We start from the raw sequence: 26,155 nt of genomic DNA on the forward strand, positions 1-26,155 counted from the left end.
TCTTAGCCCCCAACTTTGATGACAACCCGCCGCCAACCCTCAAGGGCGCGGCCACTGCCATCCAATTGGAGTTTGATGACCATGAGTGTGGAAACTCAAAAGGAAACCCTGGGCTTCCAGACCGAGGTGAAGCAACTGCTGCACCTCATGATCCATTCGCTGTATTCCAACAAGGAAATTTTCCTTCGCGAATTGATCTCGAACGCCTCTGACGCTGTCGACAAATTACGTTTCGAAGCCCTGTCCAAGCCTGAGTTGCTGGAAGGTGGCGCCGAACTGAAAATCCGTGTGAGCTTTGATAAGGACGCCAAGACCGTCACGATCGAAGACAACGGCATCGGCATGAACCGCGAAGACGCGATTACCCATTTGGGCACCATCGCTAAATCCGGTACGGCCGACTTCATGAAGAACCTGTCGGGTGATCAGAAGAAAGATTCGCACCTGATCGGCCAGTTCGGCGTGGGCTTCTATTCTGCCTTCATCGTGGCTGACCAAGTGGAAGTGTTCAGCCGTCGTGCCGGCCTCGACGCCAGCGAAGGCGTGCACTGGTCGTCCAAAGGCGAGGGCGAATTCGAAATCGCCACTGTCGACAAGACAGACCGTGGTACGCGAATCGTCCTGCACCTCAAATCCGGCGAAGACGAATTTGCCGATGGCTGGCGCCTGCGCAACATCGTCAAGAAGTACTCCGATCACATCGCCCTGCCAATCGAGTTGCCGAAAGAACAAGCGGCTGCCGAAGGCGAAGAGGCTCCTGCCCAGGAATGGGAAGTGGTCAACCGCGCCAGCGCGCTGTGGACCCGTCCGCGTACCGAGATCAAGGACGAGGAATACCAGGAGTTCTACAAGCACATCGGTCACGACTACGAAAACCCGCTGAGCTGGAGCCACAACAAGGTCGAAGGCAAGCTGGAATACAGCTCGCTGCTCTACGTACCGGCCCGTGCCCCGTTCGACCTGTACCAGCGTGAAGCGCCGAAAGGCCTGAAGCTCTATGTGCAGCGTGTGTTCGTGATGGACCAGGCGGAATCCTTCCTGCCGCTGTACCTGCGCTTTATCAAAGGTGTGGTCGACTCCAACGATTTGTCGCTGAACGTGTCGCGGGAAATCCTGCAGAAAGACCCGATCATCGACTCCATGAAGTCGGCGCTGACCAAGCGTGTCCTCGACATGCTGGAAAAACTGGCGAAGAACGAGCCTGAGCAATACAAAGGCTTCTGGAAAAACTTCGGCCAGGTCATGAAAGAAGGCCCGGCGGAAGATTTTGCCAACAAGGAAAAAATCGCCGGCCTGCTGCGTTTTGCTTCGACTCACGAAGAAGGCGGCGAGCAAGTGGTGTCCCTGGCCGAATACCTGGCACGCGCCAAGGAAGGTCAGGACAAGATCTACTACCTGACCGGCGAAACCTACGCCCAGGTCAAGAACAGCCCGCACCTGGAAGTCTTCCGCAAGAAAGGCATCGAAGTGCTGCTGCTGACCGACCGTATCGATGAGTGGCTGATGAGCTACCTCAACGAGTTCGACGGCAAGTCCTTCGTCGACGTGGCCCGTGGTGACCTGGACCTGGGTAACCTGGACTCCGAAGAAGAGAAGAAAGAAGCCGAAGAAGTCGCCAAGTCCAAAGAAGGCCTGGTTGAGCGGATCAAGGCGTCCCTGGGCGAGGCGGTCAGCGAAGTGCGGGTTTCCCACCGTCTGACCGACTCCCCGGCGATCCTGGCTATCGGTGAAGCGGACCTGGGCATGCAGATGCGCCAGATCCTCGAAGCCAGTGGCCAGAAGGTGCCGGATTCCAAGCCAATCTTCGAATTCAACCCGGCTCACCCGCTGATCGAGAAACTCGACGGCGAGCAAAGCGAAGAGCGGTTTGGCGACCTGTCGCACATCCTCTTCGACCAGGCGGCCCTGGCCGCTGGCGACAGCTTGAAAGACCCGGCCGCCTATGTGCGCCGCCTGAACAAGCTGTTGGTTGAACTGTCGGTTTGACCCTGATGTAGAAAAACCCGCTTCGGCGGGTTTTTTCGTTCTAGTGCACCTCAACTGGAGTAAATGATGAGCCAAGTCACTGTGCGTTCCGTGGTCTATCAGATTGATGGCCAGTCTTATGAAAGCCGCCTCGCGTTCGATGCCAGCCACAAGGGCCCGCTGCCGGGCCTGCTCATGGCGCCGAACTGGATGGGGGTGAGTGCGGGTGCCGAAGAGATCGCCAAGAGCGTCGCCAGCAAGGGCTACGTGGTGCTGATCGCCGACCTGTACGGGCAGACCGTGCGTCCGTCGAATGGCGATGAAGCTGGCGCGGCGATGATGCCGTTGAAAAATGACAATCCACAGTTGCTCAAGCGTATGGAAGCTGCCTTTGAGCAGTTGCAGGGCCAGGCCGAGGTTGATACTTCGAAGCTGGCGACCTTCGGTTTCTGCTTTGGCGGTTTCTGCTCGCTGGAACTGGCGCGGACCGGTGCGCCCTTGAAGGCGGCGGTCTCGTTCCACGGCACCATCGACACCCAGAACTCGGCCGGTGCCAAGCACGTCAAGGGTTCAGTGCTGGTGCTGCATGGTGCGTCCGATCCATTGGTGCCGAAAGCGCAACTGCCGGCGTTCGAAGATGAAATGAACGCGGCCGGTGTGGATTGGCAATTGCTGAGCTATGGCGGTGCGGTGCATTCCTTCACCGATCCCCATGCCAATGTGCCGGGCAAGATGATGTATGACGCGAAGACGGCCAAGCGGGCGTTCAAGTCGATGCATGATTTGTTGGATGAAGTGTTCCAGGGCTGATTTTTCAGCGCCTGTGCTGGCCTCTTCGCGAGCAAGCCCGCTCCAACATTTTGGGGTCAGTTCAAAATGTGGGAGCGGGCTTGCTCGCGAATGCTATCTCACCGGCAACTCGATTCTTTCAGACTCCCCCGGCACCGTCGGCCAATCCCCAGCCGTCCAGCGCTGCCTGGCCTGTTCGATCACCGCCGGATCACTCGCGACAAAATTCCAATTGATCCGCCGTGGCCCATCCAACGGCGCGCCGCCAAATACCACCAAGTGGCAATCGCTCTCGGCGAACAGCGTCATCTCCTGACCGGCGGGCAAGACCACCAGGCTATGCGCCTCAAGCAGTTCACCGTCCAACTGTGCTTCACCCTCCAGCACATACACCGCTCGTTCCTCATGCTCATCCGGAACCAGCAGCGTCGTGGCTGTCTGCATCTGCACCTCGGCGTACAGTGTGGGTGACAGCACCGGCACCGGCGACTTGAGGCAGAACCCATCGCCCGCGATCATGCGGACCTGCACGCCCAGGTTGTCACTCACTGGCAGGCTCGCTGCCGGGTGATGGCTGTAATGCCCCGGTCCCGTCTCATGGTCCTTGGGCGAGGCCAGCCACACTTGCAGCCCGTGCAGGCTAAAACCGCTGGCCTTGAGCGGCTCGGGGGTGCGTTCGACATGGGCAATCGCGCTGCCGGCGGTCATCCAGCTCACATCACCGGCCTGCACCACCTGATCCGAACCCAGGCTGTCCTTGTGCTGCAAAGCACCTTCAAACAGATAGGTGAGAGTCGACAGCCCGATATGCGGATGCTGGCGGATATTCATGCCATCGCCCGGTGCGTAACGAGTGAGCAGCATATGGTCGAAGAACACAAAGGGCCCGACGCTGCGGCATTCCCGCGACGGCAGCGGACGCAGGATCGGTTGGCCTTCGACGTCTTCGAGGCGAGGGCGGATCACGGTGAGGGGGGTCATGGCACGTCCCAGTCTGAGCGGGTTAGATGAAGCTGAGCATAACCCGCTCGGTAGGATGTTGCTGCTATTGGCTGAAGGCGCCTTCCGACAGTTTTGTCTCGATAGTGACTTCGGCAGTGGTCATCAGCTTGTGCACCGGGCAGCGATCCGCCACACGGTGCAGTTCGTCGCGTTGCTCGTCGGTGAGCACGCCCTTGAGCGTCAGCTTGACGTTGAGTTTGTATTTGCCTTTCTGCTCTTCAGTGGCGTCGTGGGTGACTTCCACGGTCACGCCGGTCAGCGGGATGTCTTTCTTCTGTGCGTAGAGCTTGACGGTCAGGGCTTTGCACGATGCCAGCGCGGCATCGAAGTAGTCGTGGGGGGAGGGCGCCGAATCGTCGCCGCCCAGGCTTTTGGGCAGGTCGGTAAACAACTCGTGGTTATTGATATTGACGCTATGACGAAAGTTGTCCTGGTTCAGGGTATTCACGGTAACAGGCATGGTAAACCTCACAAGGTGGCAGGATGAAGGTCATGCAGTTATAGAGCATGCTGGCACTTCGGTGTTCCGCGTTTTTTTGCCGGATGAACCCTGGCAGCGTGAGCAAGGTCTACCCGTATCAGCCCTTATCGAGGTTTTATCGTGCCCTGGACCCGCCTGACGCTTGCCCTGTTGCTCACCGCCAGCAGCCTTGCTGCGCAGGCCCGCGACTATGCCTACAGCGATGCGCACCTGCATTACGTGGATTTCTTTCAGGAAACCGCCGGCATGGACAAGCTGCTCACGGCCATGGCGGAAAATCGCATTGAGCATGTGATGATTTCCGGCATACCCGTTGCGAAAAAATGGCACGAAGACGAACCCAAGCGGCCGCGTTACTACGCCGGTGATGACGCCGATGCCTACTGGTACAGCGCCACTGACGTGATCGTCGCCGCAGCGGTCAACAAGCTGACCCCCGAGCAACGCCGCCACTTCCATCCGTTCCTGTCCGGCTTCAACCCTAACGATAAGAACTCGGCCGCCCATATCCAGCGCATGCTCGACCTCAACCCAGGGCTGTGGCAGGGCATCGGCGAGGTCTTTACGCGCCATGATGACCTTACGGCTATCACTGCTGGCGACACCCCGCGCGCCAATAACGAAGCCATGACCCGCATCTATCACTTGGCGGCAGAAAACGACCTGCCAGTGATGCTGCACTCCAACATCACCTCCAAGCGCGAGCGCAACCCGCTGTACCTGGCCGAAGTGGAAGAGCCGCTGCGCAACCATCCGCACACCCGCTTTATCTGGGCCCATGCCGGTACCAGCAAGGAAATCCATCGTCATCAGGTGCAGATGGACTTTTTACTGCCGACCTTGAGTCGCCTGCTGGAGGCCTATCCCAACCTGTACATCGACCTGTCCTGGAGCATGCTCACGCCGTATCTGCTGGATGATGCCGGCCAGCCTCGCCCCGAGTGGGTAGCGCTGGTGGCACGCTTCCCAGAGCGGTTTATGTTGGGTTCGGACGTAGTAGGGCGTTTCAACAAGTTGGGAAAGAAAATGCGTAGCTTCGATCCCTTTTTGGATGCCTTGCCGGAGGCCGTCGCCCGAAAAGTGGCGCGGGACAACTTCCTGGCCATCCTGCCTAAAGCTACCCGCGATGGACTGGCGCGTTGATATCGCGTTTTCGTCTTACGCAAAGGCGCTCATAGGCCGATACCTTTCAAGAGCCAGCTGCAAATGGATGCAGCGCATTTGGAAGGAGCCAAGGCATGAGTATCAGAAGTCTGAATATCGCCCCGCGCGCAGGCTTGGGGTTTGGCCTATTGGCGTTGATGGTATTTGCCCTGGGCGGTTTCGCCTTGTTGCAGATGGCCAATATGCGCCAACAGTCGGATCAGGTGGAAAACAACTGGCTGCCCAGCGTGATGGCCGTGGGAGAGATGAGCCAGGACCTGTTGCGCATCCGGGCGCTGACCTTGCGCCTGCTGGTCAACCGCGATCCCCAGGCGTTGGCGCAGAACGAGCAAAAACTCAGCGACCTCAAAGACGGCCTTCACCATGCGCAAACGCTCTACGAAGCGTTGATCGTGCTGCCCGAGGAGCGCACGCTGTTTGATCGCTTCAAGGCCCAGGAGCAGCAGTACCTGCAACGTCAGGAGCAGGTCGTGGGGTTTTCCAAGGCCAATCAACTGGAAGACGCGATCCGGGTAGTCAACGGTGAGATGAATCAGCTTGCCGATGAGATGGCCAAGACTTTGCACGACCTGGTCAACCTCAACAAAGCCAATGCCAATCAGGCTGCCAGCCTGGCACAAAGTGTGTTCAGCCAGTCGCGCAGTTGGGTGATCGGCATGATCGTGCTCACCGCACTGATCACCATCGGCCTGGCCGTGTGGCTGACGCGCAGCATCGTGTTGCCCCTGGCCCAGTCGCTGAAAGTCGCCCAGGGCGTGGCCAGTGGCGATCTGACCGGCGAGATCCATGTGAGTGGCAACGATGAGCCGGCGCGCCTGCAGCAGGCGCTCAAGGGCATGCAGGACAACCTGCGCGACACCATCCGGCGTATTGCCGAATCGTCGAACCAGTTGGCGTCCGCCTCGGAGGAGCTCAGTTGCGTGACTGAAGATGCCACTCGCGGCCTGCACCAGCAGAACCAGGAAATCGAGCAGGCCGCCACGGCGGTGAATCAGATGACGGCGGCGGTGGAGGAGGTGGCAAGCAACGCGGTGGCCACGTCTCAGGCTTCACGCGAGTCCGACCGCATTGCCCAGCATGGGCGTGAGCAGGTGCATCAGACCGTGGTGTCAATCGAGGCGCTGGCCACCGATGTCACCGACAACGTGACCCAGGTCGAGGACCTGGCGCAAAAGGTGTATGGCATCAGCAAGGTGTTGGACGTGATCCGCTCGATTGCCGAGCAGACCAACCTGCTGGCGTTGAACGCGGCGATTGAAGCGGCGCGTGCCGGGGATGCCGGACGTGGGTTTGCGGTGGTGGCCGACGAAGTGCGGGCTTTGGCTCATCGCACCCAGCAGTCGACCCAGGAAATCGAGCAGATGATCAGCGGGATTCAACAGGGCACCGATCAGGCGGTCAGCTCGATGCAACACAGCAACACCCGTGCACGCTCGACCTTGGACATCGCCAAATCGGCGGGCACGGCACTGGAGGAAATCGCCTCGGCGTTCACCTTGATCAACGAGCGCAACCTGGTGATCGCCAGCGCATCAGAGCAGCAGGCAGCGGTGGCGCGTGAGGTGGACCGCAATTTGATGAACATTCGCGATTTGGCGCATCAGACGTCCACGGGGGCGAACCAGACCAGTGCGGCGAGCCAGGAGTTGTCGCGGTTGGCGGTGGATTTGAACACCATGGTGGCGCGGTTTTCGGTGTAACTGCTTTTTGTGGCGAGGGAGCTTGCTCCCTCGCCACAGGGTTGGCTATTGCCCACAAAAAAGCCCCGAACCAGTCGGGGCTTTTTCATGCAGTCAAGCTACAGGGCTTACTTGCCCTGCCAGCGTTTCAGCACCAGGGTAGCGTTAGTGCCACCAAAGCCGAAGCTGTTGCTCATCACGGTGTCAATTTTCGCATTCTCAACGGTCTTGGTCAGGATCGGCATGTCAGCCACCACCGGATCAATCTCGTCGATGTTGGCCGAGCCGGCCATGAAGTTGCCTTCCATCATCAGCAGGCAGTAGATCGCTTCGTGAACGCCAGCAGCGCCCAGGGAGTGACCCGACAGGCTCTTGGTAGAGCTGATCGCCGGAGCCTTGTCGCCGAATACCGCACGCACGCCTTCCATTTCCTTGGCGTCGCCGACCGGAGTCGAGGTGCCGTGGGTGTTCAGGTAGTCGATTGGGGTATCAACGGTGGACATGGCCATCTGCATGCAACGGATGGCGCCTTCACCGCTCGGGGCAACCATGTCGTAGCCGTCGGAAGTGGCGCCGTAGCCGACGATTTCCGCGTAGATCTTGGCACCACGGGCCAGGGCGTGTTCCAGCTCCTCGACCACCACCATGCCGCCACCGCCGGCGATGACGAAACCGTCACGCTTGGCGTCGTAGGCGCGGGAGGCCTTTTCCGGGGTTTCGTTGTACTGGGTGGACAGTGCGCCCATGGCGTCGAACAGGAACGACTGGCTCCAATGTTCTTCTTCACCGCCGCCGGCGAACACGATGTCCTGCTTGCCCAGCTGGATCTGCTCAACCGCAGTACCGATGCAATGTGCACTGGTGGCGCAGGCCGAGGAGATCGAGTAGTTAACGCCCTTGATCTGGAACGGCGTGGCCAGGCAGGCGGAAACGGTGCTGCCCATGGTCCGCGTGACACGGTACGGGCCAACGCGCTTCACGCCTTTTTCGCGCAGGATGTCCAGCGCTTCCATCTGGTTCAGGGTCGATGCGCCGCCCGAACCGGCGATCAGGCCGGTGCGTACGTTCGAAACCTGGTCTTCGCTCAGGCCGGAGTCGGCGATTGCGTCTTTCATGGCCAGGTAGGCGTAAGCGGCAGCGTGGCCGACGAAGCGATAGATCTTGCGATCGATCAGTTCTTCGAGGGGCAGGTCGATGGAGCCGGAAACCTGGCTACGCAGACCCATTTCGGCATATTCCGGGTTGAAGCGGATGCCAGGGCGACTTGCACGCAGGTTAGCGGTGACGGTCTCTTTGTCATTGCCCAGGCAAGAAACAATGCCCAGACCAGTGATAACGACGCGGCGCATGCGGATAACCCTTAAAAGTTGTCAGTGGATGTGAATACGCCGACCCGAAGGCCTTCGGCAGTATAGATCTCGCGACCGTCGACGCTCACCGAACCATCGGCGATGGCCAGGTTCAGCTTGCCCTTGAGGACGCGCTTGATTTGAATGTTGTAGGTGACTTTCTTGGCGGTCGGCAGGACCTGGCCAAAGAACTTCACTTCGCCCGAACCCAGGGCGCGACCGCGGCCCGGCAAGCCTTGCCAGCCGAGGAAGAAACCGACCAACTGCCACATGGCGTCAAGGCCCAGGCAGCCTGGCATGACAGGATCGCCTTCGAAATGGCAGGCAAAGAACCACAGGTCCGGGGTGATATCCAGCTCGGCGACCAATTCACCTTTGCCGTACTTGCCACCCTCTTCGCTGATATGGGTGATGCGATCCACCATCAGCATGTTCGGGGCGGGCAGTTGCGCGTTACCTGGGCCGAACAGCTCACCGCGACTGCAGCGCAGCAGGTCTTCCCGAGTAAAGGCGTTTTGTTTGGTCATGCGAGCTCCTCAATAATCCCATGCGGCAGGGTAGGGTAAATCTTCCCGAACCGAATGAAGCGTTCATGCCTCATGTCGGCAGCCTACACATAGACTATTGCGTTGTAGTGAAAGTCACAGCGGTAAGGTACTGAATGTACACTTGTTCACTGAAATTTTAAACCGGGCCTGTTTATCGGCCCGTTCGGGTGCCTAAGACTGCCGCACTTTCGTCTTTCACGCCAGTCAGACTTGGCTGATGGCGCGGCGCTATTGCACCCAGCGCTGTAGGATTTGCTGCAAATCCGTGCGTTTGAACGGCTTGGCCAGGTAATCGTTCATTCCCGCTGCCAGGCAGGCTTCACGGTCGCCCTGTAAGGCGTTGGCGGTCAGGGCGATGATCGGCAAGTCGGCGCAGCCCGGCAACTGACGAATCTGCCGGGTGGCTTCGTAGCCGTCGATCAACGGCAGCCGGCAATCCATCAGGATTGCCGTGAAAATCAGGCTCTCGGCGCTGCGGATCGCTTCGGCACCGTCGGTGGCCAGGCTCACTTCAAACCCCAGGCTGCGCAGCATGGCTTCGACCACGGTGCGGTTGACCGGGTTGTCTTCCACCAGCAGCACATGGCGACCATCGCCCGCGCTGGCTTTGCCGTCGGCGTCGTTGGCAATCGCCGGCACGCTGTGCTGGTCGATGGCCAGGGGAATTTCCAGGGTGAACACCGAACCGCGGCCTTCCTCGCTATGGGCGCGCAGGGTGCCGCCCATGCGTTCGGCCAGGGTACGGGCGATGGGCAGGCCCAGGCCGGTGCCGCCGTAACGTCTTGAAATGGAACTGTCGGCCTGCTGGAACGCGTCGAACATCGCCTCCAGGCGTTCGGCGGAAATGCCGATGCCACTGTCGCGCACGGTGCAGGTGAACCACACCAGTTCATGGTCGAGGGTCTGCCAATGGGGCTCGACGCTGACGCAGCCGTGCTCGGTGAACTTCAAGGCGTTGCCGATCAGGTTCACCAGGATCTGGCGGATCCGCGTCGGGTCACCCTGCACGTGCAAGGCGTCCATCCCCAGCGGGATCGCCAGTTGCAGCGCCAGTCCACGTTGCTGGGCGCTGTGCTGGAAGGCCTGGGCGCAACTGTTGATCAGGTCCGCCAGGTTGAACGGAATATGCTCCAGCTCCAGGGCGGCGCGTTCGATCCGCGAGAAGTCGAGGATATCGTTGATCACCTTGAGCAAATGCTCGGTGGACTCCGACGCCAGCGCCGCGTATTCGGTCTGTTCCTCGGTCATCTCGGTGGTTTCCAGCAACTGCAACATACCCAGCACGCCGTTCATGGGGGTACGCAGTTCATGGCTCATCATGGCCAGGAAGTCTGACTTGGCGTTGTTGGCGCGCTCGGCTTCTTCGCGGGTCTGGATCAACTGGGCCATGGCCTGTTGCTGTTCGCGACTGGCCTGGTTGAGGCCTTCGGCAAGGTTGTTGATATGCCGCGACAGGTCGCCCAGCTCCGAGTCATCCACAATCGGCAGTTGCGTCTGGTAGTCGCCTTGCTGGATCGCCTTCACCGCATGGCCCATGGCGCTGATCGGCTGCGACAGGCTGGCGGCCAGGCGCCGTGCGAGCAGGAAGGTAAACAGCAGGGCGAACAGCGCGAGGATGCCGGCCTTGAACAGGATCTCCTGTTGGCGCTGGCTGAACGCATCGTTGGACATGCCGACGATCACCCGGCCCAGGTAGTCCGCGCGCGGGGCCTTGGGTTCATTGAGGTTGTCCTGGAAAAAATCATTGCCCAGCTGGATATGTTGCAGGCGGATCGGCGCCTGGAACACTTTCACCGACAGCGAACGGTCGTGCTTCTCCGACGGTTGCTCGACATACACCAGAATATTTTCGCTGCTGTCCTGGATCTCCAGGAAACGCACATGGGGCGTGGCCAGCGTGGCGCGCAACAGGCTGTCGAGCACGTCATTGTTGCCGGAAATCACTCCGTACTCGGTGGCGGGTGCCAATTGGTTGGCGATCAGTTGGCCGGTGTGGTCCAGTTCCTGGCGCAAATCCTGGATACGCACGAAGGTGAAGAAACTGATCAACAGCAACGTCAGCAACAGCGCCGGGCCCAGGGTGATGAGCTGGGTTCGCGTGTTGATGTCCCAACGACGACGCAAGGTCATGGGCGTTTTTCTCCTTCGGCCAATCGGGCGCCGACACTGGCTTCGTCCACCTGTTCGATCCCCAGTGAGCGCGCGACTTGCGGGTTGCCCACGACTTTGAAGCGTTCCGGGTACAGCGAGCGCGGCCAGTTGGCCGGCGAGTGGTCGAGCAGGCGGTCGAGCACGGCCAGCCAGTCGGCCTGGTCGCTGTAGGTGCTGGCCAGGCTGCCGGCCCGCACAAAGCCTGCGTTCGGGCCTATCAGCGGTAACTGCTGGGCGTAACTGCTCAGCAACAGGTTCTTCGCGGTTTTCGGGTTGTACAACTGCGGGTCGTCGAGGCCGAGCAGCACGTCACTGTTGCGGAACAGGGTCTGCAGCGGCCGACTGTCATTAATGTTGTCCCACAGCTGCGGCACGATCTCCAGGCCCAGCGGCGTGGCATGCTGGCGCAGCTCGGGCAGCAGGAACTCACTGTCGGCGCCATAGAGCACGCCGATGCGCCGCGCCTGCGGCAGGATGCCCGCGATCAGGCGCAGTTGGCGATCCAGCGGTGGGTCGCTCCACAGCAGGCTGATGCGTGGGTGCGGCATGCTGCCCAGGCGCTGATGGGCTTGCAGGCGGCTGATGCGCAGCACCAGGGTCGGTGGGCCCTGAGGCTCTTGCAGGCGCCAGTCGAGGCCGGGCAGGTCCAGCAAAATCAGACGGGTGTTGGCCGGCAGTCGACCGGGTGCTGGCAAATCTTTAAGGGCGGTGAAGGTGACTCGGTCTTCAGGGCGTTGCTGGGCCAGGGCCTGGGCAAAGGCTTGCACACCGGCGCCGTCTTCGGCGGCGGTCAGCAAGATGTCGGCGCTCCACGCCGGCGCCGCCAACAGCAGGCAGGCGAGCAGCAGGGCTCGCCGCCAGAGCCGAGTGATCAACAGGCCAGTCATCCGTGACGAGTCGCCCATGTCAGAACTCTAGCTCGGCACTGAAGTAGAGCACGTGGCGATGGTCATAGTTGTTGTCAGCCCAGGTGGTGGGCTGGTTGTCGAGGCGTTCCTGCAACATGCCGGCCAGCTCCACGTTGGCTTTGCCCAGGGCAATGCGCTTGGCCACCCGCAGGTCGACCCGTTCGAAGCGATATTGGTTGAGTGCGTCATCGCCATAGTAGAACAGCGCGCTGGACCAACCCTGGCCCCACTCACGCAACCAGCCGGCGGAGCCACTGTTGCGCGCGGTCTGTGCTTTGTCCAGCGGGTTGCTGCTGCTGGCATCGACGTAAGCATAGGTGAGCCGCAGACGATCAGCGTTGCTCACGCGCCAGTCGAACTGCGATTCGGCGCCGGTAAACCGCGCGCTGTTGGCGTTGCTGGCAATGTACTGGTTATTGCGCAGCGGCGAGCTAATCATGTCGGTGATCTCGTCGTAGAACAGTTTCACGTCCATGTTCAGCCCGATGTCGGCAAAGAAGCCGTTGTACCCCAGTTCCCGTGACTTCATCATCTCTTTATCGAGGTTGCCCGGGCCCCGGGTCTTTACGAAGTATTGCCCGGTGGTCTGTCCGTAGGCCGGGGAGCTGAGGTTGGTGACGCGATAACTCCAGTTGACGTTGTTCTCGAACATGTCCGGCGAGCGGATTGCCTCGGAGTACACCGCGCGCAGGCCGTGGCGCGGGTTGATCAGGTAGTTGACCGCCACCCGTGGCGTCAGCGAGTTGCCGCTCAGGTGGGTGTCTTCATACATGGCGCCGCCTTGCAGCAGCCAATGCTCGCTGGCGCGCCATTCCAACTGGCCGAACAGGCGCCAGGTGGTGTCGTCCAAGGTGCCGTTGAAGTAGGTGTCGGAGTCAGCACGGTCATAGCGATAATTCATACCGCTGACCAGGCGCAGGCTGTCGGACAGGCTGAGGGTGTCTTGAATCTCCAGGTCGTAGCGGCTCTCGCGGGTGCTCTGGTCGATGTCGCCGCACACGCTTTGACTGGCACCGTTGCGCCACTGTTGCAGCACTTGGTTGGCCAACGCCTGTTCGGCGGCGCTGCCCGGTGGTGCGCTGCCTTGGCTGTAGGTGTCCATGTGGCGCGCCAGCAGTTCGGCGTAGTTGGGGTTCATCTGCCACAACTGGGTCAGCTCGGGGCTGAACGAGACCTTGGCGTCACAGGCTTTCCACACTTGCTGGCGGTCCCATTGCTGGGCCGAGCCCTGGATATACAGGCTGTGCTCAGGGTTGAAGTCGAAGTTCCAGCGCAGGGAGCCGGCATAGTCCTTGGCGGTGACGTCAGAATTGTTACCGCCTTCGGTAATCCCGGCAAAGACAGGGCTGTAGGTATACGGCCGCTGGTTGGTGCCTTCCTTTGCGTCCAGTTGCACGTCGATGCTTTGCTGCGTGTTCAGCGTCTGGCTGATTGCCAGGCTGAAGCGGCTGAGGCGGCGACTGTCGCGGCGGTCGGCGCCGGAGGCATCGCTGTCGAAGCCGTCGTCTTGCTGCCCGGACAGGGACAGGCGCAAGTCGCCGGTTTCCCAGCCCGCGCCCTGGCTGGCATAAAAGTCGTTGATACCGCGTTCGCCACGCACCACTTTTACCCGCGTACCGTGGCTGTTGGCCGGCGAGCGCGTAAGAATGTTCACCACCGCCATCAAGGCATTGGCGCCGTAGCTGACGGTGTTGGGGCCACGGAACACTTCGATGCGCTCGATATCTTCCATGGCCACCGGAATGTCGCTCCAGTCCACGGTGGCCAGGCCCGCGCGGTACACCGAGCGGCCGTCGATCAACACCTGCATGCGCCGCGCGTCGCTGGCGCTGGTGCCGTGGTAGTTCACCGCCGCCTGGTTGCCGGTGGTGTAACCGACCATCATCCCCGGCACCAGGCGCAGCAACTCACTGATGTCCCGCGCGCCACTGGCTTTGATCAGCTCGCTGTCGATCACGGTCATGCTGCCCGGTACAGCGGCGGCCGACTGCTTGAGGCGCGTGGCCGTCAATACCTGGGGCAGCGGCTGGCTGTCGAGGAACAGGTCGTCGGCCAGCGTCGGTGCGCTGCACAACAACATCAACCAGAGGGATGAGCGAGGAGGAGGGCCCAAATACACGGCACGGCCTTGATAATTGCGGATAGCCGCCCATGTTAACTGAGGTGAGGCCTTTTGCCAGTCGTCGGACTTGCAATTGCTTCATGAAAATGTGGCATTTTCCGACAAACGCACGAATTGATGCGGGGGCTGGCCGCCAGCGGGTCGGCCCGTATAATGCCGCCATCGCCACTGGTATGGATTAACGGATTGCATATGACTGAACAGCGCCCTATTGCGGTCCTGGGAGGCGGAAGTTTTGGTACCGCCGTGGCAAACCTGCTGGCCGAGAACGGCCACGCTGTGCGCCAGTGGATGCGCGATCCCGAACAGGCCGAGGCCATTCGGGTGCACCGGGAAAATCCGCGTTACCTCAAAGGCATCAAGATTCATCCGGCGGTCGAGCCGGTCACCGACCTGCTGGAAACCCTCACAGCGTGCGACCTGTGCTTCGTCGCGCTGCCCTCCAGCGCCTTGCGCTCGGTGCTGGCGCCCCACGCCGAGCGTCTGGCCGGCAAGCTGCTGGTCAGCCTGACCAAGGGCATCGAGGCGCAGACCTTCAAGCTGATGAGCGAAATCCTCGAAGAAATCGCTCCCCAGGCGCGCATTGGCGTGCTGTCCGGGCCGAACCTGGCACGGGAAGTGGCCGAACACGCGCTGACCGCCACGGTGGTCGCCAGTGAAGATGAGGAGCTCTGCGAACGCGTCCAGGCCGTGTTGCATGGCCGTACGTTCCGCGTTTACGCCAGCAGCGACCGTTTTGGCGTCGAGCTGGGCGGTGCGCTGAAAAACGTCTACGCGATCATCGCCGGCATGGCCGTGGCGCTGGGCATGGGTGAAAACACCAAGAGCATGCTGATCACCCGCGCCCTGGCCGAGATGACCCGCTTTGCGGTGAACCAGGGCGCCAACCCGATGACCTTCCTGGGGCTGGCGGGCGTGGGCGACTTGATCGTCACCTGCTCCTCGCCGAAAAGCCGCAATTACCAGGTCGGGTTTGCCCTCGGCCAGGGCCTGAGCCTGGAAGACGCAGTGACCCGCCTGGGCGAAGTCGCCGAAGGGGTCAATACCCTCAAGGTGCTCAAGGCTAAGGCCCAGGAAGTCGGCGTGTATATGCCGCTGGTCGCCGGGTTGCACGCGATCCTGTTTGAAGGGCGCACCTTGAACCAGGTCATCGAGTTGCTGATGCGTGCCGAGCCCAAGACCGATGTCGACTTTATTTCCACCAGTGGTTTCAACTGAGGAACGCGTCATGAACGATCCGAAAACAGCCCCCAAGTACGAATCCATTGCCCTGCGCATCCTGTGGATGCTGGTGTTTGCCCTGGTGTGGCAAGTGGCGCAGTTCCTGCTCGGCGCGCTGGTGGTGGTGCAGCTGATCTACCGCCTGGTCTACGGCGCCCCGAACCTGGGCCTGATGAACTTTGGCGACAACCTCAGCCAGTTCCTGGCGCAGATCGGCCGTTTCGGCAGCTTCCACACCGAGCAGAAACCGTGGCCGTTCGCCGACTGGCCGACTCCGCGCGCACCCGAGGGCGAAGCCGCCCACAGCGTGCCGCCAGCGCCGCACCCGGTGCGTGATGAAGAACCGAAACTGTGAAGCTGTGGATCCTGCGCCACGGCGAGGCCGAAGGGCACGCGCGCACCGATGCCGAACGCAACCTTACCGAGCATGGCCGTGGCGAAGTGTTGCGCAGTGCTGCGCACCTGATCGGCCAGCCCCTCAGCGCCATCATCGCCAGCCCCTATGTGCGGGCGCAGCAGACCGCACACCTGGTGCGTGAAGCGCTGGGCTTCGAGCCGGAGATCCGCACCGTGCCGTGGCTGACCCCCGAGGGCAACCCGTTGCAGGTGCTGGAACAGCTCGACACTGATGACAATGTGTTGCTGGTCAGCCACCAGCCGTTGGTGGGCAGCCTGATAAGCTTTCTGCAGCACGGTCACCAGCGCCAGCCGGAGCCGATGCACACCGCCAGCCTGGCGGAACTGGAAGGAGATTTCCCGCTGGCGGGGCTGATGAGCCTGGTCAGCGTGAAGAATCCGTAGGCTTTATCGCGGCTTTGTGTGTGCTATATAGTCAACCAAGCAAGTGCTTGGTTGGCTATCGTCGTACCACAAAGGAGCGCGTCCCATGCCCGTCGCTTTTCGTTTGCCGTTGCAGGTCTTCTTCGAACGTGAAGCGCGACATCCGCGCCAAACCTTTCTGGTGCAGCCGGTGGGGGGTGGCCAGGTGCAAAGCCTCACCTGGGGCGACGTCGGTCACCAGGCGCGCTGCGCCGCGCACTGGTTGCGCGCCCGGGAGTTGCCCCAGGGCTCGCACATCGCGCTGATTTCGAAAAATTGTGCGCACTGGATCATCGCCGACCTGGCGATCTGGATGGCCGGGCATGTCTCGGTGCCGCTGTACCCCAACCTTACCGCCGACTCTGTCGCCCATGTGCTCACTCATTCCGAGGCGGCGTTGGTGTTTATCGGCAAGCTTGACGACTGGCCGGCCATGGCGCCCGGCGTGCCTGCGGATGTGCCGACCATCAGCCTGCCGCTGTGCCCAGCGGGCGAGTTCGATTTCAGCTGGGCCGACCTGCAAGCCTGTGCACCGATCCAGGATGACCCGGCGCCGGTCGCCTCGGACCTGGCGACCATCATTTATACCTCCGGCACTACCGGCCTGCCCAAGGGCGTGATGCACAGCTTCGGCGCGCTGGGGTTCGCCGCCACCCGTGGTACCGAATTGTTTGGCTTGGGCGAGGGCGACCGATTGCTGTCTTACCTGCCGCTGTGCCATGTGGCGGAACGGATGTTTGTGGAAATGGCCTCGATCTACACCGGGCAAACGGTATTTTTCGCCGAAAGCCTGGAAACCTTTCTGACAGACCTGCGTAGGGCGCGTCCGACCGCACTGTTTGGCGTGCCGCGCATCTGGACCAAATTCCAGCTGGGCGTCTACGCCAAAATACCCGCTAAACGCCTGGATACCTTGCTGCGCCTGCCCTTCATCGGCAAACGCGTGGGCCACAAGGTGCTCGCCGGCCTGGGGCTGGACGCGTTGCGTATCGCGCTTTCGGGAGCGGCGCCTGTGCCTGAGGCGTTGCTGCGCTGGTATCAACGCCTGGGCCTGGATGTGCTTGAGGTGTATGGCATGACCGAAAGTTGTGGCTACTCCCATGTCTGCCGCTCCGGCCAGCAGACCCTCGGCTGGATCGGCTTGCCGTGCCCCGGTGTGGAAGTGCGCATCGACCCGGCGGGGGAAGTGCAGGTGCGCAGCGGCGCGACCATGCTCGGCTACTTCAAGGACCCGCAGAAAACTGCCGAAACCATCACCGCCGACGGCTTCCTGCGCACGGGCGACAAAGGCGAGCAGGACGCTGAGGGGCGTTTGCGCCTGACCGGCCGACTCAAGGAAATCTTCAAGACCAGCAAAGGCAAATACGTGGCGCCGGCGCCGATTGAAAACCGCCTGGCCGAGCATGCGCGTATCGAGCAGGTGTGCGTGGTGGGCGAGGGACTGATCGCGCCGATAGGCTTGTGCGTGTTATCGGCGGGTGGGGACGGCTTGCCAGCCCTGCGTGCCAGCCTGGAGCGCTGGTTGGAACAGGTCAACCAGGCGCTGGATAAGCATGAACGCCTGCGCCAATTGGTGGTGGTCAAAGACAACTGGGCGGTGGAAAACGGCTTTCTGACGCCGACCTTGAAGATCAAGCGCAACGTGATCGAATCGGTTTACGGCGAATATTTCCAGACATGGAGCGAGCGTTCCGAAACGGTTCTGTGGCAGGATTAGGGCCGTAATAAAACCAATAAGGACAATCCCCATGAGCCTGTGGCGCACCCAACCGAATATCGACCAACTCAACGCGATCCAGAAAAACACCATCGGTGAACTGCTGGACATCCGTTTTGAAAGCTTCGACGACGATTCCCTGACCGCGAGCATGGTGGTCGACCATCGCACCCATCAGCCCTACGGCTTGCTGCATGGCGGCGCCTCGGTGGTGTTGGCCGAGAGCGTTGGCTCCATGGCGGCCTACTTGTGCATCGACCCGAGCAAGTTTTATTGCGTGGGCCTGGAGGTCAACGCCAATCACCTGCGCGGTGTGCGCAGCGGGCGGGTGACGGCGGTGGCCAAGGCCGTTCATATTGGCCGCACGACCCAGGTCTGGGACATCCGCCTGACCAATGATGAGGGCAAGGCCAGTTGCGTGTCGCGCCTGACCATGGCCGTGGTGCCGCTGGGCGAGAACCCACCGGCGCGATAGGCGTGGCGTGAGTGTCATCATTCCTGGCAGTTACAGTCATTGCTGTGCCGGCCGGGCATGGTGACAATCAATCTCTGTTTTTGTAGATGGATCCGGTATGTCGCAGCACGTGTTTTTTGCCCACGCCAATGGCTTCCCCTCGGCCACCTACGGCAAGTTGTTCGCCGCCCTGGCCCCGGAATATGCGGTGGCTCACCTGCCGCAGCACGGTCACGACCCCAGGTTTCCGGTGGACGACAACTGGCAGAACCTGGTGGACGAGCTGATCCACCACCTGGAACAGCAACCGGAACCGGTGTGGGGCGTGGGCCATTCCCTCGGCGGCGTGTTGCACCTGCACGCGGCCATGCGTTGCCCGCAGTTGTATCGCGGCGTCGTTATGCTGGATTCGCCGGTGCTGACCCGCGCCGACCGTTGGGTGATCCGCGCGGCCAAGCGCTTCGGGTTTATCGACCGCCTGACCCCGGCCGGGCGCACCCTGGGCCGTCGAGAAGAGTTCAGCGACCTGGACGCGGCGCGCAGTTATTTCGCCGGCAAGACCCTGTTCCGTGGCTTTGACCCCGAATGTTTCGACGCTTACCTGCAACACGGGCTGTTGCAAGTGGGCGATCGCCTGCGCCTGCGTTTCGATCCGGCCACCGAAATCAGCATCTACCGTGGCGTGCCCCACACCAGCCCCGGCCAAGTGCGCCAGTTGAAGGTGCCACTGGCGGTGGTGCGCGGCCGGCAGAGCCGGGTGGTGATGCGTCACCACGCCAGCGGCGTCGGGCGTCTGCCCATGGGCGAAATGCTCACCATGCCCGGCGGCCATATGTTCCCCCTTGAGCGCCCGCAGGACACCGCGACCTTGATCAAGAACCTGTTCTCCCGCTGGGAAGCCCGTGAGCGCAGCTGCGCATGAGCACGCCGGTCGAAGAAGTGCGCCTGAGCCTGCCGCATATCGAACTGGCGGCCCATCTGTTCGGGCCCGAGGACGGGTTGCCGGTGATTGCCCTGCATGGCTGGCTGGACAACGCCAACAGCTTTGCGCGGCTGGCGCCGAAACTCCAGGGCCTGCGTATCGTTGCATTGGACATGGCCGGGCACGGGCATTCGGCGCATCGTCCTACCGGTGCCGGTTATGCCTTGTGGGATTACGTCTTTGACGTGTTGCAAGTCGCTGAACAACTGGGCTGGAAACGTTTTGCATTACTTGGCCATTCCCTTGGCGCCATCGTGTCCTTGGTGTTGGCCGGAGCTTTACCGGAGCGAGTGACACACCTGGGATTGATCGACGGTGTGATCCCGCCCACCGCCAGCGGCGAGAACGCCGCCGAGCGACTGGGCATGGCCTTGCAGGCGCAGTTGAACCTGCAAGACAAGCGCAAGCCGGTCTACAACACCCTGGATCGAGCGGTCGAGGCTCGTATGAAAGGCGTGGTGGCGGTCAGCCGCGAAGCCGCCGAACGGCTGGCCCAGCGCGGTTTGATGCCAGTGCCGGGCGGTTACACCTGGCGTACCGACAGCCGACTGACCCTGGCTTCGCCGGTTCGTCTGACTGAGGAACAGGCGATGGCTTTCGTGCGACGCGTGGGTTGTCCTACCCAGTTGGTGGTCGCTGCTGACGGCATGTTGGCGAAACATTCCGAATTGCTTTCCCAGCTGCCCTTTACGGTCACCACGCTGCCAGGCGGCCATCATTTACACCTGAATGATGAGTCCGGCGCGGTCCTTGTTGCAGACTGTTTCAATCGGTTCTTCTCCGCGCCTTGACTTGGGGCGGTCAACTGCCGAGGCTGGGCGGATTGAAAGGGAGTCAACCATGAACAAACTCAACACCGCTGCGACCTCCGATGGCCAGGGCTCGTTGATCTTATGAGCGTGCGTAACGGATGTATCCGTATCCTGGGCTTGAGCCTTTTGAGCCCACTGGTATTCGCCGCCGACGTACCGGGCAGCCAGGACCTGCCCACCGTGGCCCGCCAGGTCGACTCGCAAATCGTCGACTACCGTCCCGCCGAAGAAAAAGAACGTATCTACCCCATGGGCGCGATCCGCAAGATCAGCGGCCAGTTGCGTTATGAAGGCCAGGCCACCGCCCGTGGCCAAACCACCGCCATCACCTATGAACTGCCCGCCGAGCACAGCTCCAGCGCCGCGTTCAAGGCGACGCGTGAAGCCTTGCAGGAGAAGGGCGCGCAGTTGTTGTTCTGGTGCCAGGCCCGCGATTGCGGTGAAAGCAGCCTGTGGGCCAATGAAGTGTTCGGCAACGCCAAGCTGGTCGGTGCCGACGGGCAGCAGGAATACCTGCTGCTGCGCCTCGCGGCTCCCCAGGAAAACTCCCTGGTGGCGCTGTACGGCATCACCCGTGGCAACCGCCGCGCTTACCTGCACGTAGAACAGTTGGACGCCAACGCGCCGCTGGCCGACCTGCTACCCACCTCAGCGACCCTGCTGCGGGAATTGAAAAGCACCGGCGAGCTGGATTTCCCGGCATTGGGCGGCGACCCGGACGACACCTGGCTGACCCTGATTTCCCGTGGCCTGAACCTGGATGCCACGTTGCGCGTTAGCCTGACCGGCCCAACCGCCGAAGCCTGGCGCCAGGCGTTGGTCGACAAAGGCGTGCGCGCTGCACGCATGGAAACCGGCACAGGTGACGCCAAGGGCCTGCACCTGCATCTGATACGCTAGGCGTAACAGGGCGAACGGACCCGTGCCGTTCGCCTAAGCTGTCTTCCTACAGTCTTCCTTTCGAGATCCTACATGCTCAATAACGATCGCCTCCTGGTGCAAATCCTGCTGCTGGTGCTGTTCGGTGCCAGCTTCTGGGTGATGGCGCCGTTCTGGTCGGCGCTGTTCTGGGGCGCGGTGCTGGCGTTTGCCAGTTGGCCGGTGATGCGCCTGCTGACCCGTTGGCTGGGCGGCCGGGAATCCCTGGCAGCGGGCATTCTGACGCTAGGCTGGATGTTGCTGGTGGCAGTGCCGCTGGTGTGGCTGGGCTTCAACCTGGCGGACCATGTGCGTGATGCCGTGGGCTTGATCAAGGATATTCAGGTCGACGGTTTGCCCGAGGCGCCGACGTGGCTGGGTTCGATACCGTTCGTGGGCGAACGCCTGGTGGCGATGTGGGACAGCATCGACCAACAGGGCGCAGCCTTGATGGTCAGCATCAAGCCCTATCTGGGGCAGGTCGGTAATTGGTTGCTGGCGCGCAGTGCGCAAATCGGTGGGGGGATTCTGGAGCTGACCCTGAGCCTGGTATTCGTGTTCTTTTTCTATCGGGACGGGCCGCGCCTGGCGGTCTTCGTGCACCGCCTGCTGGAACGCTTGATCGGCGATCGCGCCGGCTACTACATCGAACTGGTGGCCGGCACCGTGCAACGGGTGGTCAACGGCGTGATCGGCACCGCCGCTGCCCAAGCGCTGTTGGCGTTGATCGGCTTCTGGATCGCCGGCGTACCGGGTGCATTGGTGCTGGGTATCGTCACCTTCCTGCTCAGCCTGATCCCCATGGGCCCGCCGCTGGTGTGGATCCCGGCCACGGCCTGGCTGGCGTGGAAGGGTGATTACACCTACGCGGTGTTCCTCGGCGTGTGGGGCACCTTCATCATCAGCGGCGTGGACAACGTGCTCAAGCCCTACCTGATCAGCCGTGGCGGCAACCTGCCGCTGGTGATCGTGTTGCTCGGCGTGTTCGGCGGTTTGATTGCGTTTGGGTTCATCGGCCTGTTTATCGGCCCGACCCTGCTGGCGGTGGCCTACAGCCTGTTGATGGATTGGAGCGCGACCCAGGCCCAAGGGCGTCGGGAAGACAAACCGCTTTAAGCCCTGGGCAACCACATCACGGCGGTCAAGCCACCGCCGGGGGTTTCCTCCAGGTGCAGCCGACCGCCGAGGCGTTCGGCGGCTTCCTTGGAAATCGTCATGCCCAGGCCGACCCCGCCGGAGTTGCGATTGCGTGAGCCTTCCAGCCGATAGAACGGCTCGAACACCGCCTCGCGCTTGTCGGCGGCAATGCCAGGGCCGTGATCGATCACGCGGATCACCAAGGCCTCGCGGCTGTCTGCCAACTCAATGCGTGCCGTACCGGCATAGCGCAGGGCATTGTCGATCAGGTTGTTGAGGCACGAACGCAAGGCCATCGGCTGCACCTGCAGCGGCGCGCAGGTGCCGGCGAATTGTACGTCGCAGCCTTGGTCCTGGGCGTTTTCGCTCATGGACTCGACCAGCGCCTGCACGTCCAACCAATGCCGGGTTTCGCTGGTGCGTTGTTCGTGCAGGTAGCTCAGGGTGGCGTCGAGCATGCCGATCATATCGTCCAGGTCCTGGCGCATCTGGCCTTGCAGCTGGGTGTCTTCGATCTGTTCCAGGCGCAACTTGAGGCGCGACAGCGGGGTGCGCAGGTCATGGGAGACCGCGCCGAGCATGCGCGCGCGTTGGCTGACCTGTTCTCGGATGCGCCGTTGCATCAGGTTGAAGGTCGACGCGGCCTGCTGGGCCTCACGCGGTCCCGACTCGTCGAGGGGCGGGCTGTCGAGGTCCAGGCTCAGGCGTTCGGCGGCCTCGCTCAGGCGCTGGATCGGCCGGCTCAGCAGCTTGGCGCCGTACCAGGCGGCGATGATCAACGAGATGAACTGGAACGTCAGCGGCACCACCGGGCCGCCAAACCACGGGCGTTTGTGCTTGGGCAGGTGCTTCATCGTACCGTCGGGCTGTTCGACGTAGGTTTCCTGGGGCGGCGGCGGGGGCGGGCCGTAATAACGAAACCAGGAGATCGCCAACACGTGGGCCAGCACGATCGCCACCAGCAACACGCCAAACAGTCGACCGAACAGCGTGTTGAAGGTGTTGCGCATCAACCGATATCCCGCGCATCGAACAGGTAGCCTTCGCCGCGCACGGTCTTGATCAGTTGCGGGGCCTTGGGATCGTCCCCGAGTTTTTGCCGCAGGCGCGACACCAGCAAGTCGATGCTGCGATCAAAGGCTTCAATGGAGCGGCCGCGGGCGGCATCCAGCAATTGTTCGCGGCTCAACACCCGGCGCGGACGCTCGATGAACACCCACAGCAGGCGGAATTCCGCGTTGGACAGCGGCACCACCAGGCCATCGTCAGCCACCAGTTGGCGCAACACGCTGTTGAGGCGCCAGGTGTCGAAGCGGATGTTGGCGCGCTGTTCGGTGCGGTCATCGCGTACACGGCGCAGGATGGTCTGGATCCGCGCTACCAGCTCACGCGGCTCGAACGGCTTGGACATATAGTCGTCGGCGCCCAGCTCCAGGCCGATGATGCGGTCCGTCGGCTCGCAGCGGGCGGTGAGCATCAGGATCGGAATGTCCGACTCCGCACGCAGCCAACGGCACAGCGACAGGCCATCTTCGCCGGGCAACATCAGGTCGAGCACCACCACATCGAAGGTTTCAGCCTGCATGGCCTGGCGCATGGCGGTGCCGTCGGTGACGCCAGTGGCCAGGATGCCGAAGCGGGCGAGGTAGTCGATCAGCAGTTCGCGGATCGGCACATCGTCGTCAACGATCAGCGCACGAGTGTTCCAGCGCTTGTCATCGGCGATCACCGCGCCTTTTTGCTCGTCGTTCAAAGAGACGGAAGGGGTCTGCATAATGCGATCATCTGCCTGGTCGTTGCGCTCAGCATAGGCGTCCAGCCCCATGGCTGGAAGTGCTGGTCGGTGGGTCGTGCGAGCGAGGCTAGCCCTGGGGCGTGTTGGGGGCATGTCGTGAATGTATCAGCTTTGAAATAATTGGAGAAAATGCCCGCCCGATGGCGCTTGGTCAGTATTTACCGATCATCGGATCCCGCAACGGCGCCGCTTGCGCTACAATCCGCGCCGATTTCGACTTGCCTGAGAGCCCATTCCAATGTCCGTCTGCCAGACTCCTATCATCGTCGCCCTGGATTACCCCACTCGTGACGCCGCACTGAAGCTGGCTGACCAGTTGGACCCGAAGCTTTGCCGGGTCAAGGTCGGCAAGGAATTGTTCACCAGTTGCGCGGCGGAAATCGTCGGCACCTTGCGTGATAAAGGCTTCGAGGTGTTCCTCGACCTGAAATTCCACGATATCCCCAACACCACCGCCATGGCGGTCAAGGCCGCTGCCGAAATGGGCGTGTGGATGGTCAACGTGCATTGCTCCGGTGGCCTGCGCATGATGAGTGCTTGCCGTGAGGTGCTGGAACAGCGCAGCGGTCCCAAGCCTTTGTTGATCGGCGTGACCGTGCTTACCAGCATGGAACGTGAAGACTTGGCCGGCATCGGCCTGGACATCGAGCCCCAAGAGCAGGTGCTGCGCCTGGCTGCCCTGGCGCAGAAAGCCGGTCTCGATGGCCTGGTGTGTTCAGCGCTGGAAGCCCAGGCACTGAAGACGGCACACCCGTCGCTGCAACTGGTGACGCCGGGGATTCGTCCGGCGGGCAGCGCCCAGGATGATCAGCGCCGTATCCTGACGCCGCGTCAGGCGCTGGATGCGGGTTCTGATTACCTGGTGATCGGGCGGCCGATCAGCCAGGCGGCGGATCCGGCCAAGGCGTTGGCGGCGGTGGTTGCCGAGATCGCCTGATATCAGGTCGAATCTGGTAACAAATGTGGGAGCGAGCAAGCCCGCTCCCACAATTTGATCCACAGTGTGTCAGTTGACCTTCAGCACCAGCTTCCCAAAGTTCTCGCCGTTGAACAGCTTCATCAGCGTCTCCGGGAACGTCTCCAGCCCCTCCACAATATCTTCCTTGCTCTTGAGCTTGCCCTGGGCCATCCAGCCGGCCATTTCCTGGCCAGCAGCGGCAAAGCCTGCGGCGTGATCCATGACTACAAAGCCCTCCATGCGCGCACGATTGACCAGCAGTGACAAGTAGTTGGCCGGGCCCTTCACGGCTTCCTTGTTGTTGTACTGGCTGATGGCACCGCAGATGACCACGCGGGCTTTCAGTGCCAGGCGGCTGAGGACGGCGTCGAGAATATCGCCGCCGACGTTATCGAAATACACGTCGACGCCTTTGGGGCACTCGCGCTTGAGGGCAGCGGGCACGTCTTCGCTTTTGTAGTCGATGGCGGCGTCGAAGCCCAATTCGTCCACCAGGAACTTGCACTTGTCGGCGCCGCCGGCAATGCCCACCACGCGGCAACCCTTGAGCTTGGCGATCTGCCCGGCAATGCTGCCCACGGCACCGGCTGCACCGGAGATCACCACGGTTTCGCCGGCCTTGGGCGCACCCGTTTCCAGCAGCGCAAAGTAGGCGGTCATGCCGGTCATGCCCAGGGCGGACAGGTAGCGCGGCAACGGCGCGAGTTTCGGATCGACCTTGTAGAAACCACGCGGTTCGCCCAGGAAATAATCCTGCACGCCCAGGGCGCCATTGACGTAGTCGCCGACGGCGAACTTCGGGTTGTTCGACGCAATTACTTTGCCCACACCCAACGCGCGCATTACTTCGCCGATGCCGACCGGCGGAATGTAGGACTTGCCTTCATTCATCCAGCCGCGCATGGCCGGGTCGAGGGACAGGTATTCGTTGCGCACCAGCACCTGGCCATCCTGGGGCGTGCCCACCGGCACTTCCTGATAAGTGAAGGTGTCCCGGGTGGCTGCGCCGACCGGGCGCTTGGCGAGCAGGAATTGGCGGTTGGTCTGGGCGGTCATGGCAGCGACTCTTCTGGAAATGAACCTGAAGTGATAGACCTTGAACGCGCTGGGGGCAAGGTTCACCGAGGGCGCGAATGCCGGTCGATAGGCGTTGCTGATAGTCGCCCTGTGCCTGTTATCACTGC

Annotated in this window: 24 protein-coding genes and 1 pseudogene; 15 read left to right on the plus strand and 10 right to left on the minus strand. The window is 61.8% G+C overall.

What is annotated here, in order from left to right:
* Positions 1-81: 81 nt before the first annotated feature.
* Both htpG and ACP7EW_RS14655 read left to right on the plus strand, forming a co-directional pair.
* On the plus strand, positions 82-1,986 hold the full coding sequence (gene htpG, locus ACP7EW_RS14650; RefSeq protein WP_426217894.1) for a molecular chaperone HtpG: 1,905 nt from the start codon (positions 82-84) through the stop codon (positions 1,984-1,986).
* 66 nt (positions 1,987-2,052) lie between these two features.
* Positions 2,053-2,775: a dienelactone hydrolase family protein gene (locus ACP7EW_RS14655; protein ID WP_426217896.1), complete on the plus strand. Its 723-nt coding sequence runs from the start codon at positions 2,053-2,055 to the stop codon at positions 2,773-2,775.
* Positions 2,776-2,868: 93 nt separating this feature from the next.
* Here ACP7EW_RS14655 and ACP7EW_RS14660 read toward each other — a convergent pair whose 3' ends face one another.
* Both ACP7EW_RS14660 and ACP7EW_RS14665 read right to left on the minus strand, forming a co-directional pair.
* Positions 2,869-3,735 (minus strand): pirin family protein, encoded by an 867-nt coding sequence (locus ACP7EW_RS14660; RefSeq protein WP_426217898.1) that lies wholly within the window; start codon positions 3,733-3,735, stop codon positions 2,869-2,871.
* 64 nt (positions 3,736-3,799) lie between these two features.
* Positions 3,800-4,216, minus strand: a complete 417-nt coding sequence (locus tag ACP7EW_RS14665; RefSeq protein WP_033897639.1) for an OsmC family protein — start codon at positions 4,214-4,216, stop codon at positions 3,800-3,802.
* A gap of 141 nt (positions 4,217-4,357) precedes the next feature.
* Here ACP7EW_RS14665 and ACP7EW_RS14670 point away from each other — a divergent pair, with 141 nt between their 5' ends.
* The 3 genes and pseudogenes from ACP7EW_RS14670 (at position 4,358) to ACP7EW_RS14680 (ending at position 7,101) form a co-directional block, all read left to right on the plus strand.
* Complete coding sequence (locus tag ACP7EW_RS14670) at positions 4,358-5,380, plus strand: amidohydrolase family protein (protein WP_426217900.1); 1,023 nt, start codon at positions 4,358-4,360, stop codon at positions 5,378-5,380.
* Between the two features lie 95 nt (positions 5,381-5,475).
* Positions 5,476-6,246: pseudogene (locus ACP7EW_RS14675) on the plus strand (MCP four helix bundle domain-containing protein); the annotation flags it as partial.
* Positions 6,238-7,101 (plus strand): methyl-accepting chemotaxis protein, encoded by an 864-nt coding sequence (locus ACP7EW_RS14680; protein WP_371317968.1) that lies wholly within the window; start codon positions 6,238-6,240, stop codon positions 7,099-7,101. The pseudogene ACP7EW_RS14675 and the gene ACP7EW_RS14680, both read left to right, overlap by 9 nt.
* 107 nt (positions 7,102-7,208) lie before the next feature.
* Here the strand turns inward: ACP7EW_RS14680 and fabB are convergent, their stop codons facing one another.
* The 5 genes from fabB to ACP7EW_RS14705 form a co-directional block, all read right to left on the minus strand.
* Positions 7,209-8,429: a beta-ketoacyl-ACP synthase I gene (gene fabB, locus ACP7EW_RS14685; protein WP_017134470.1), complete on the minus strand. Its 1,221-nt coding sequence runs from the start codon at positions 8,427-8,429 to the stop codon at positions 7,209-7,211.
* 11 nt (positions 8,430-8,440) lie between these two features.
* A complete protein-coding gene (fabA, locus tag ACP7EW_RS14690) occupies positions 8,441-8,956 on the minus strand; it encodes a 3-hydroxyacyl-[acyl-carrier-protein] dehydratase FabA (RefSeq protein WP_010211704.1) in 516 nt (171 codons plus the stop codon).
* A gap of 249 nt (positions 8,957-9,205) precedes the next feature.
* Positions 9,206-11,107: an ATP-binding protein gene (locus ACP7EW_RS14695; RefSeq protein WP_426217903.1), complete on the minus strand. Its 1,902-nt coding sequence runs from the start codon at positions 11,105-11,107 to the stop codon at positions 9,206-9,208.
* Entirely contained in the window at positions 11,104-12,033 is a 930-nt protein-coding gene (locus ACP7EW_RS14700; protein WP_426217905.1) for an ABC transporter substrate-binding protein, read from the minus strand. Before ACP7EW_RS14700 ends, ACP7EW_RS14695 begins: the two co-directional genes overlap by 4 nt.
* 1 nt (position 12,034) lies before the next feature.
* Complete coding sequence (locus ACP7EW_RS14705) at positions 12,035-14,155, minus strand: TonB-dependent receptor plug domain-containing protein (protein ID WP_426217907.1); 2,121 nt, start codon at positions 14,153-14,155, stop codon at positions 12,035-12,037.
* 195 nt (positions 14,156-14,350) lie between these two features.
* Between ACP7EW_RS14705 and ACP7EW_RS14710 the strand changes: the two genes are divergently transcribed.
* The 9 genes from ACP7EW_RS14710 to ACP7EW_RS14750 all read left to right on the plus strand — a co-directional run bounded on the left by ACP7EW_RS14710 (position 14,351) and on the right by ACP7EW_RS14750 (position 22,197).
* Complete coding sequence (locus tag ACP7EW_RS14710; RefSeq protein ID WP_012723107.1) at positions 14,351-15,376, plus strand: NAD(P)H-dependent glycerol-3-phosphate dehydrogenase; 1,026 nt, start codon at positions 14,351-14,353, stop codon at positions 15,374-15,376.
* A gap of 10 nt (positions 15,377-15,386) precedes the next feature.
* Positions 15,387-15,734: a DUF4389 domain-containing protein gene (locus ACP7EW_RS14715; RefSeq protein WP_426217909.1), complete on the plus strand. Its 348-nt coding sequence runs from the start codon at positions 15,387-15,389 to the stop codon at positions 15,732-15,734.
* Positions 15,731-16,180: a phosphohistidine phosphatase SixA gene (gene sixA / locus ACP7EW_RS14720; RefSeq protein WP_033897647.1), complete on the plus strand. Its 450-nt coding sequence runs from the start codon at positions 15,731-15,733 to the stop codon at positions 16,178-16,180. The genes ACP7EW_RS14715 and sixA overlap by 4 nt, the downstream gene beginning before the upstream one ends.
* A gap of 85 nt (positions 16,181-16,265) precedes the next feature.
* Positions 16,266-17,915, plus strand: a complete 1,650-nt coding sequence (locus tag ACP7EW_RS14725) for an AMP-binding protein (protein ID WP_426217912.1) — start codon at positions 16,266-16,268, stop codon at positions 17,913-17,915.
* 31 nt (positions 17,916-17,946) lie between these two features.
* Positions 17,947-18,390 carry a hotdog fold thioesterase gene (locus ACP7EW_RS14730; RefSeq protein WP_177075450.1) on the plus strand — a complete coding sequence of 148 codons (444 nt, stop codon included), beginning with the start codon at positions 17,947-17,949 and terminating at the stop codon, positions 18,388-18,390.
* A 97-nt stretch (positions 18,391-18,487) separates the two neighbouring features.
* On the plus strand, positions 18,488-19,291 hold the full coding sequence (locus tag ACP7EW_RS14735) for an alpha/beta fold hydrolase (RefSeq protein WP_033897650.1): 804 nt from the start codon (positions 18,488-18,490) through the stop codon (positions 19,289-19,291).
* Positions 19,288-20,142, plus strand: coding sequence for an alpha/beta hydrolase (locus ACP7EW_RS14740; RefSeq protein ID WP_033897651.1), 855 nt, complete (start codon positions 19,288-19,290; stop codon positions 20,140-20,142). Before ACP7EW_RS14735 ends, ACP7EW_RS14740 begins: the two co-directional genes overlap by 4 nt.
* Positions 20,143-20,244: 102 nt before the next feature.
* Positions 20,245-21,063, plus strand: a complete 819-nt coding sequence (locus ACP7EW_RS14745; protein WP_177113620.1) for a DUF4892 domain-containing protein — start codon at positions 20,245-20,247, stop codon at positions 21,061-21,063.
* Positions 21,064-21,135: 72 nt separating this feature from the next.
* On the plus strand, positions 21,136-22,197 hold the full coding sequence (locus tag ACP7EW_RS14750) for an AI-2E family transporter (RefSeq protein WP_033897653.1): 1,062 nt from the start codon (positions 21,136-21,138) through the stop codon (positions 22,195-22,197).
* Here ACP7EW_RS14750 and ACP7EW_RS14755 read toward each other — a convergent pair.
* Together ACP7EW_RS14755 and ACP7EW_RS14760 are read right to left on the minus strand one after the other, a co-directional pair.
* Positions 22,194-23,228: a sensor histidine kinase gene (locus ACP7EW_RS14755; protein WP_426217916.1), complete on the minus strand. Its 1,035-nt coding sequence runs from the start codon at positions 23,226-23,228 to the stop codon at positions 22,194-22,196. The genes ACP7EW_RS14750 and ACP7EW_RS14755 overlap by 4 nt on opposite strands.
* Entirely contained in the window at positions 23,228-23,992 is a 765-nt protein-coding gene (locus ACP7EW_RS14760; RefSeq protein WP_033897703.1) for a response regulator, read from the minus strand. The genes ACP7EW_RS14755 and ACP7EW_RS14760 overlap by 1 nt, the downstream gene beginning before the upstream one ends.
* Positions 23,993-24,251: 259 nt before the next feature.
* On the opposite strand from ACP7EW_RS14760, the gene pyrF reads away from it, so the two are divergent.
* Positions 24,252-24,950 carry an orotidine-5'-phosphate decarboxylase gene (gene pyrF / locus ACP7EW_RS14765; RefSeq protein ID WP_010211681.1) on the plus strand — a complete coding sequence of 233 codons (699 nt, stop codon included), beginning with the start codon at positions 24,252-24,254 and terminating at the stop codon, positions 24,948-24,950.
* A 69-nt stretch (positions 24,951-25,019) separates the two neighbouring features.
* Here the strand turns inward: pyrF and ACP7EW_RS14770 are convergent, their stop codons facing one another.
* On the minus strand, positions 25,020-26,027 hold the full coding sequence (locus ACP7EW_RS14770; protein ID WP_177113624.1) for an NADP-dependent oxidoreductase: 1,008 nt from the start codon (positions 26,025-26,027) through the stop codon (positions 25,020-25,022).
* Between the last annotated feature and the right edge of the window lie 128 nt (positions 26,028-26,155).

Source organism: Pseudomonas sp. DWRC2-2 (genome assembly GCF_049897885.1).
GTDB lineage: Bacteria > Pseudomonadota > Gammaproteobacteria > Pseudomonadales > Pseudomonadaceae > Aquipseudomonas > Aquipseudomonas azotoformans_A.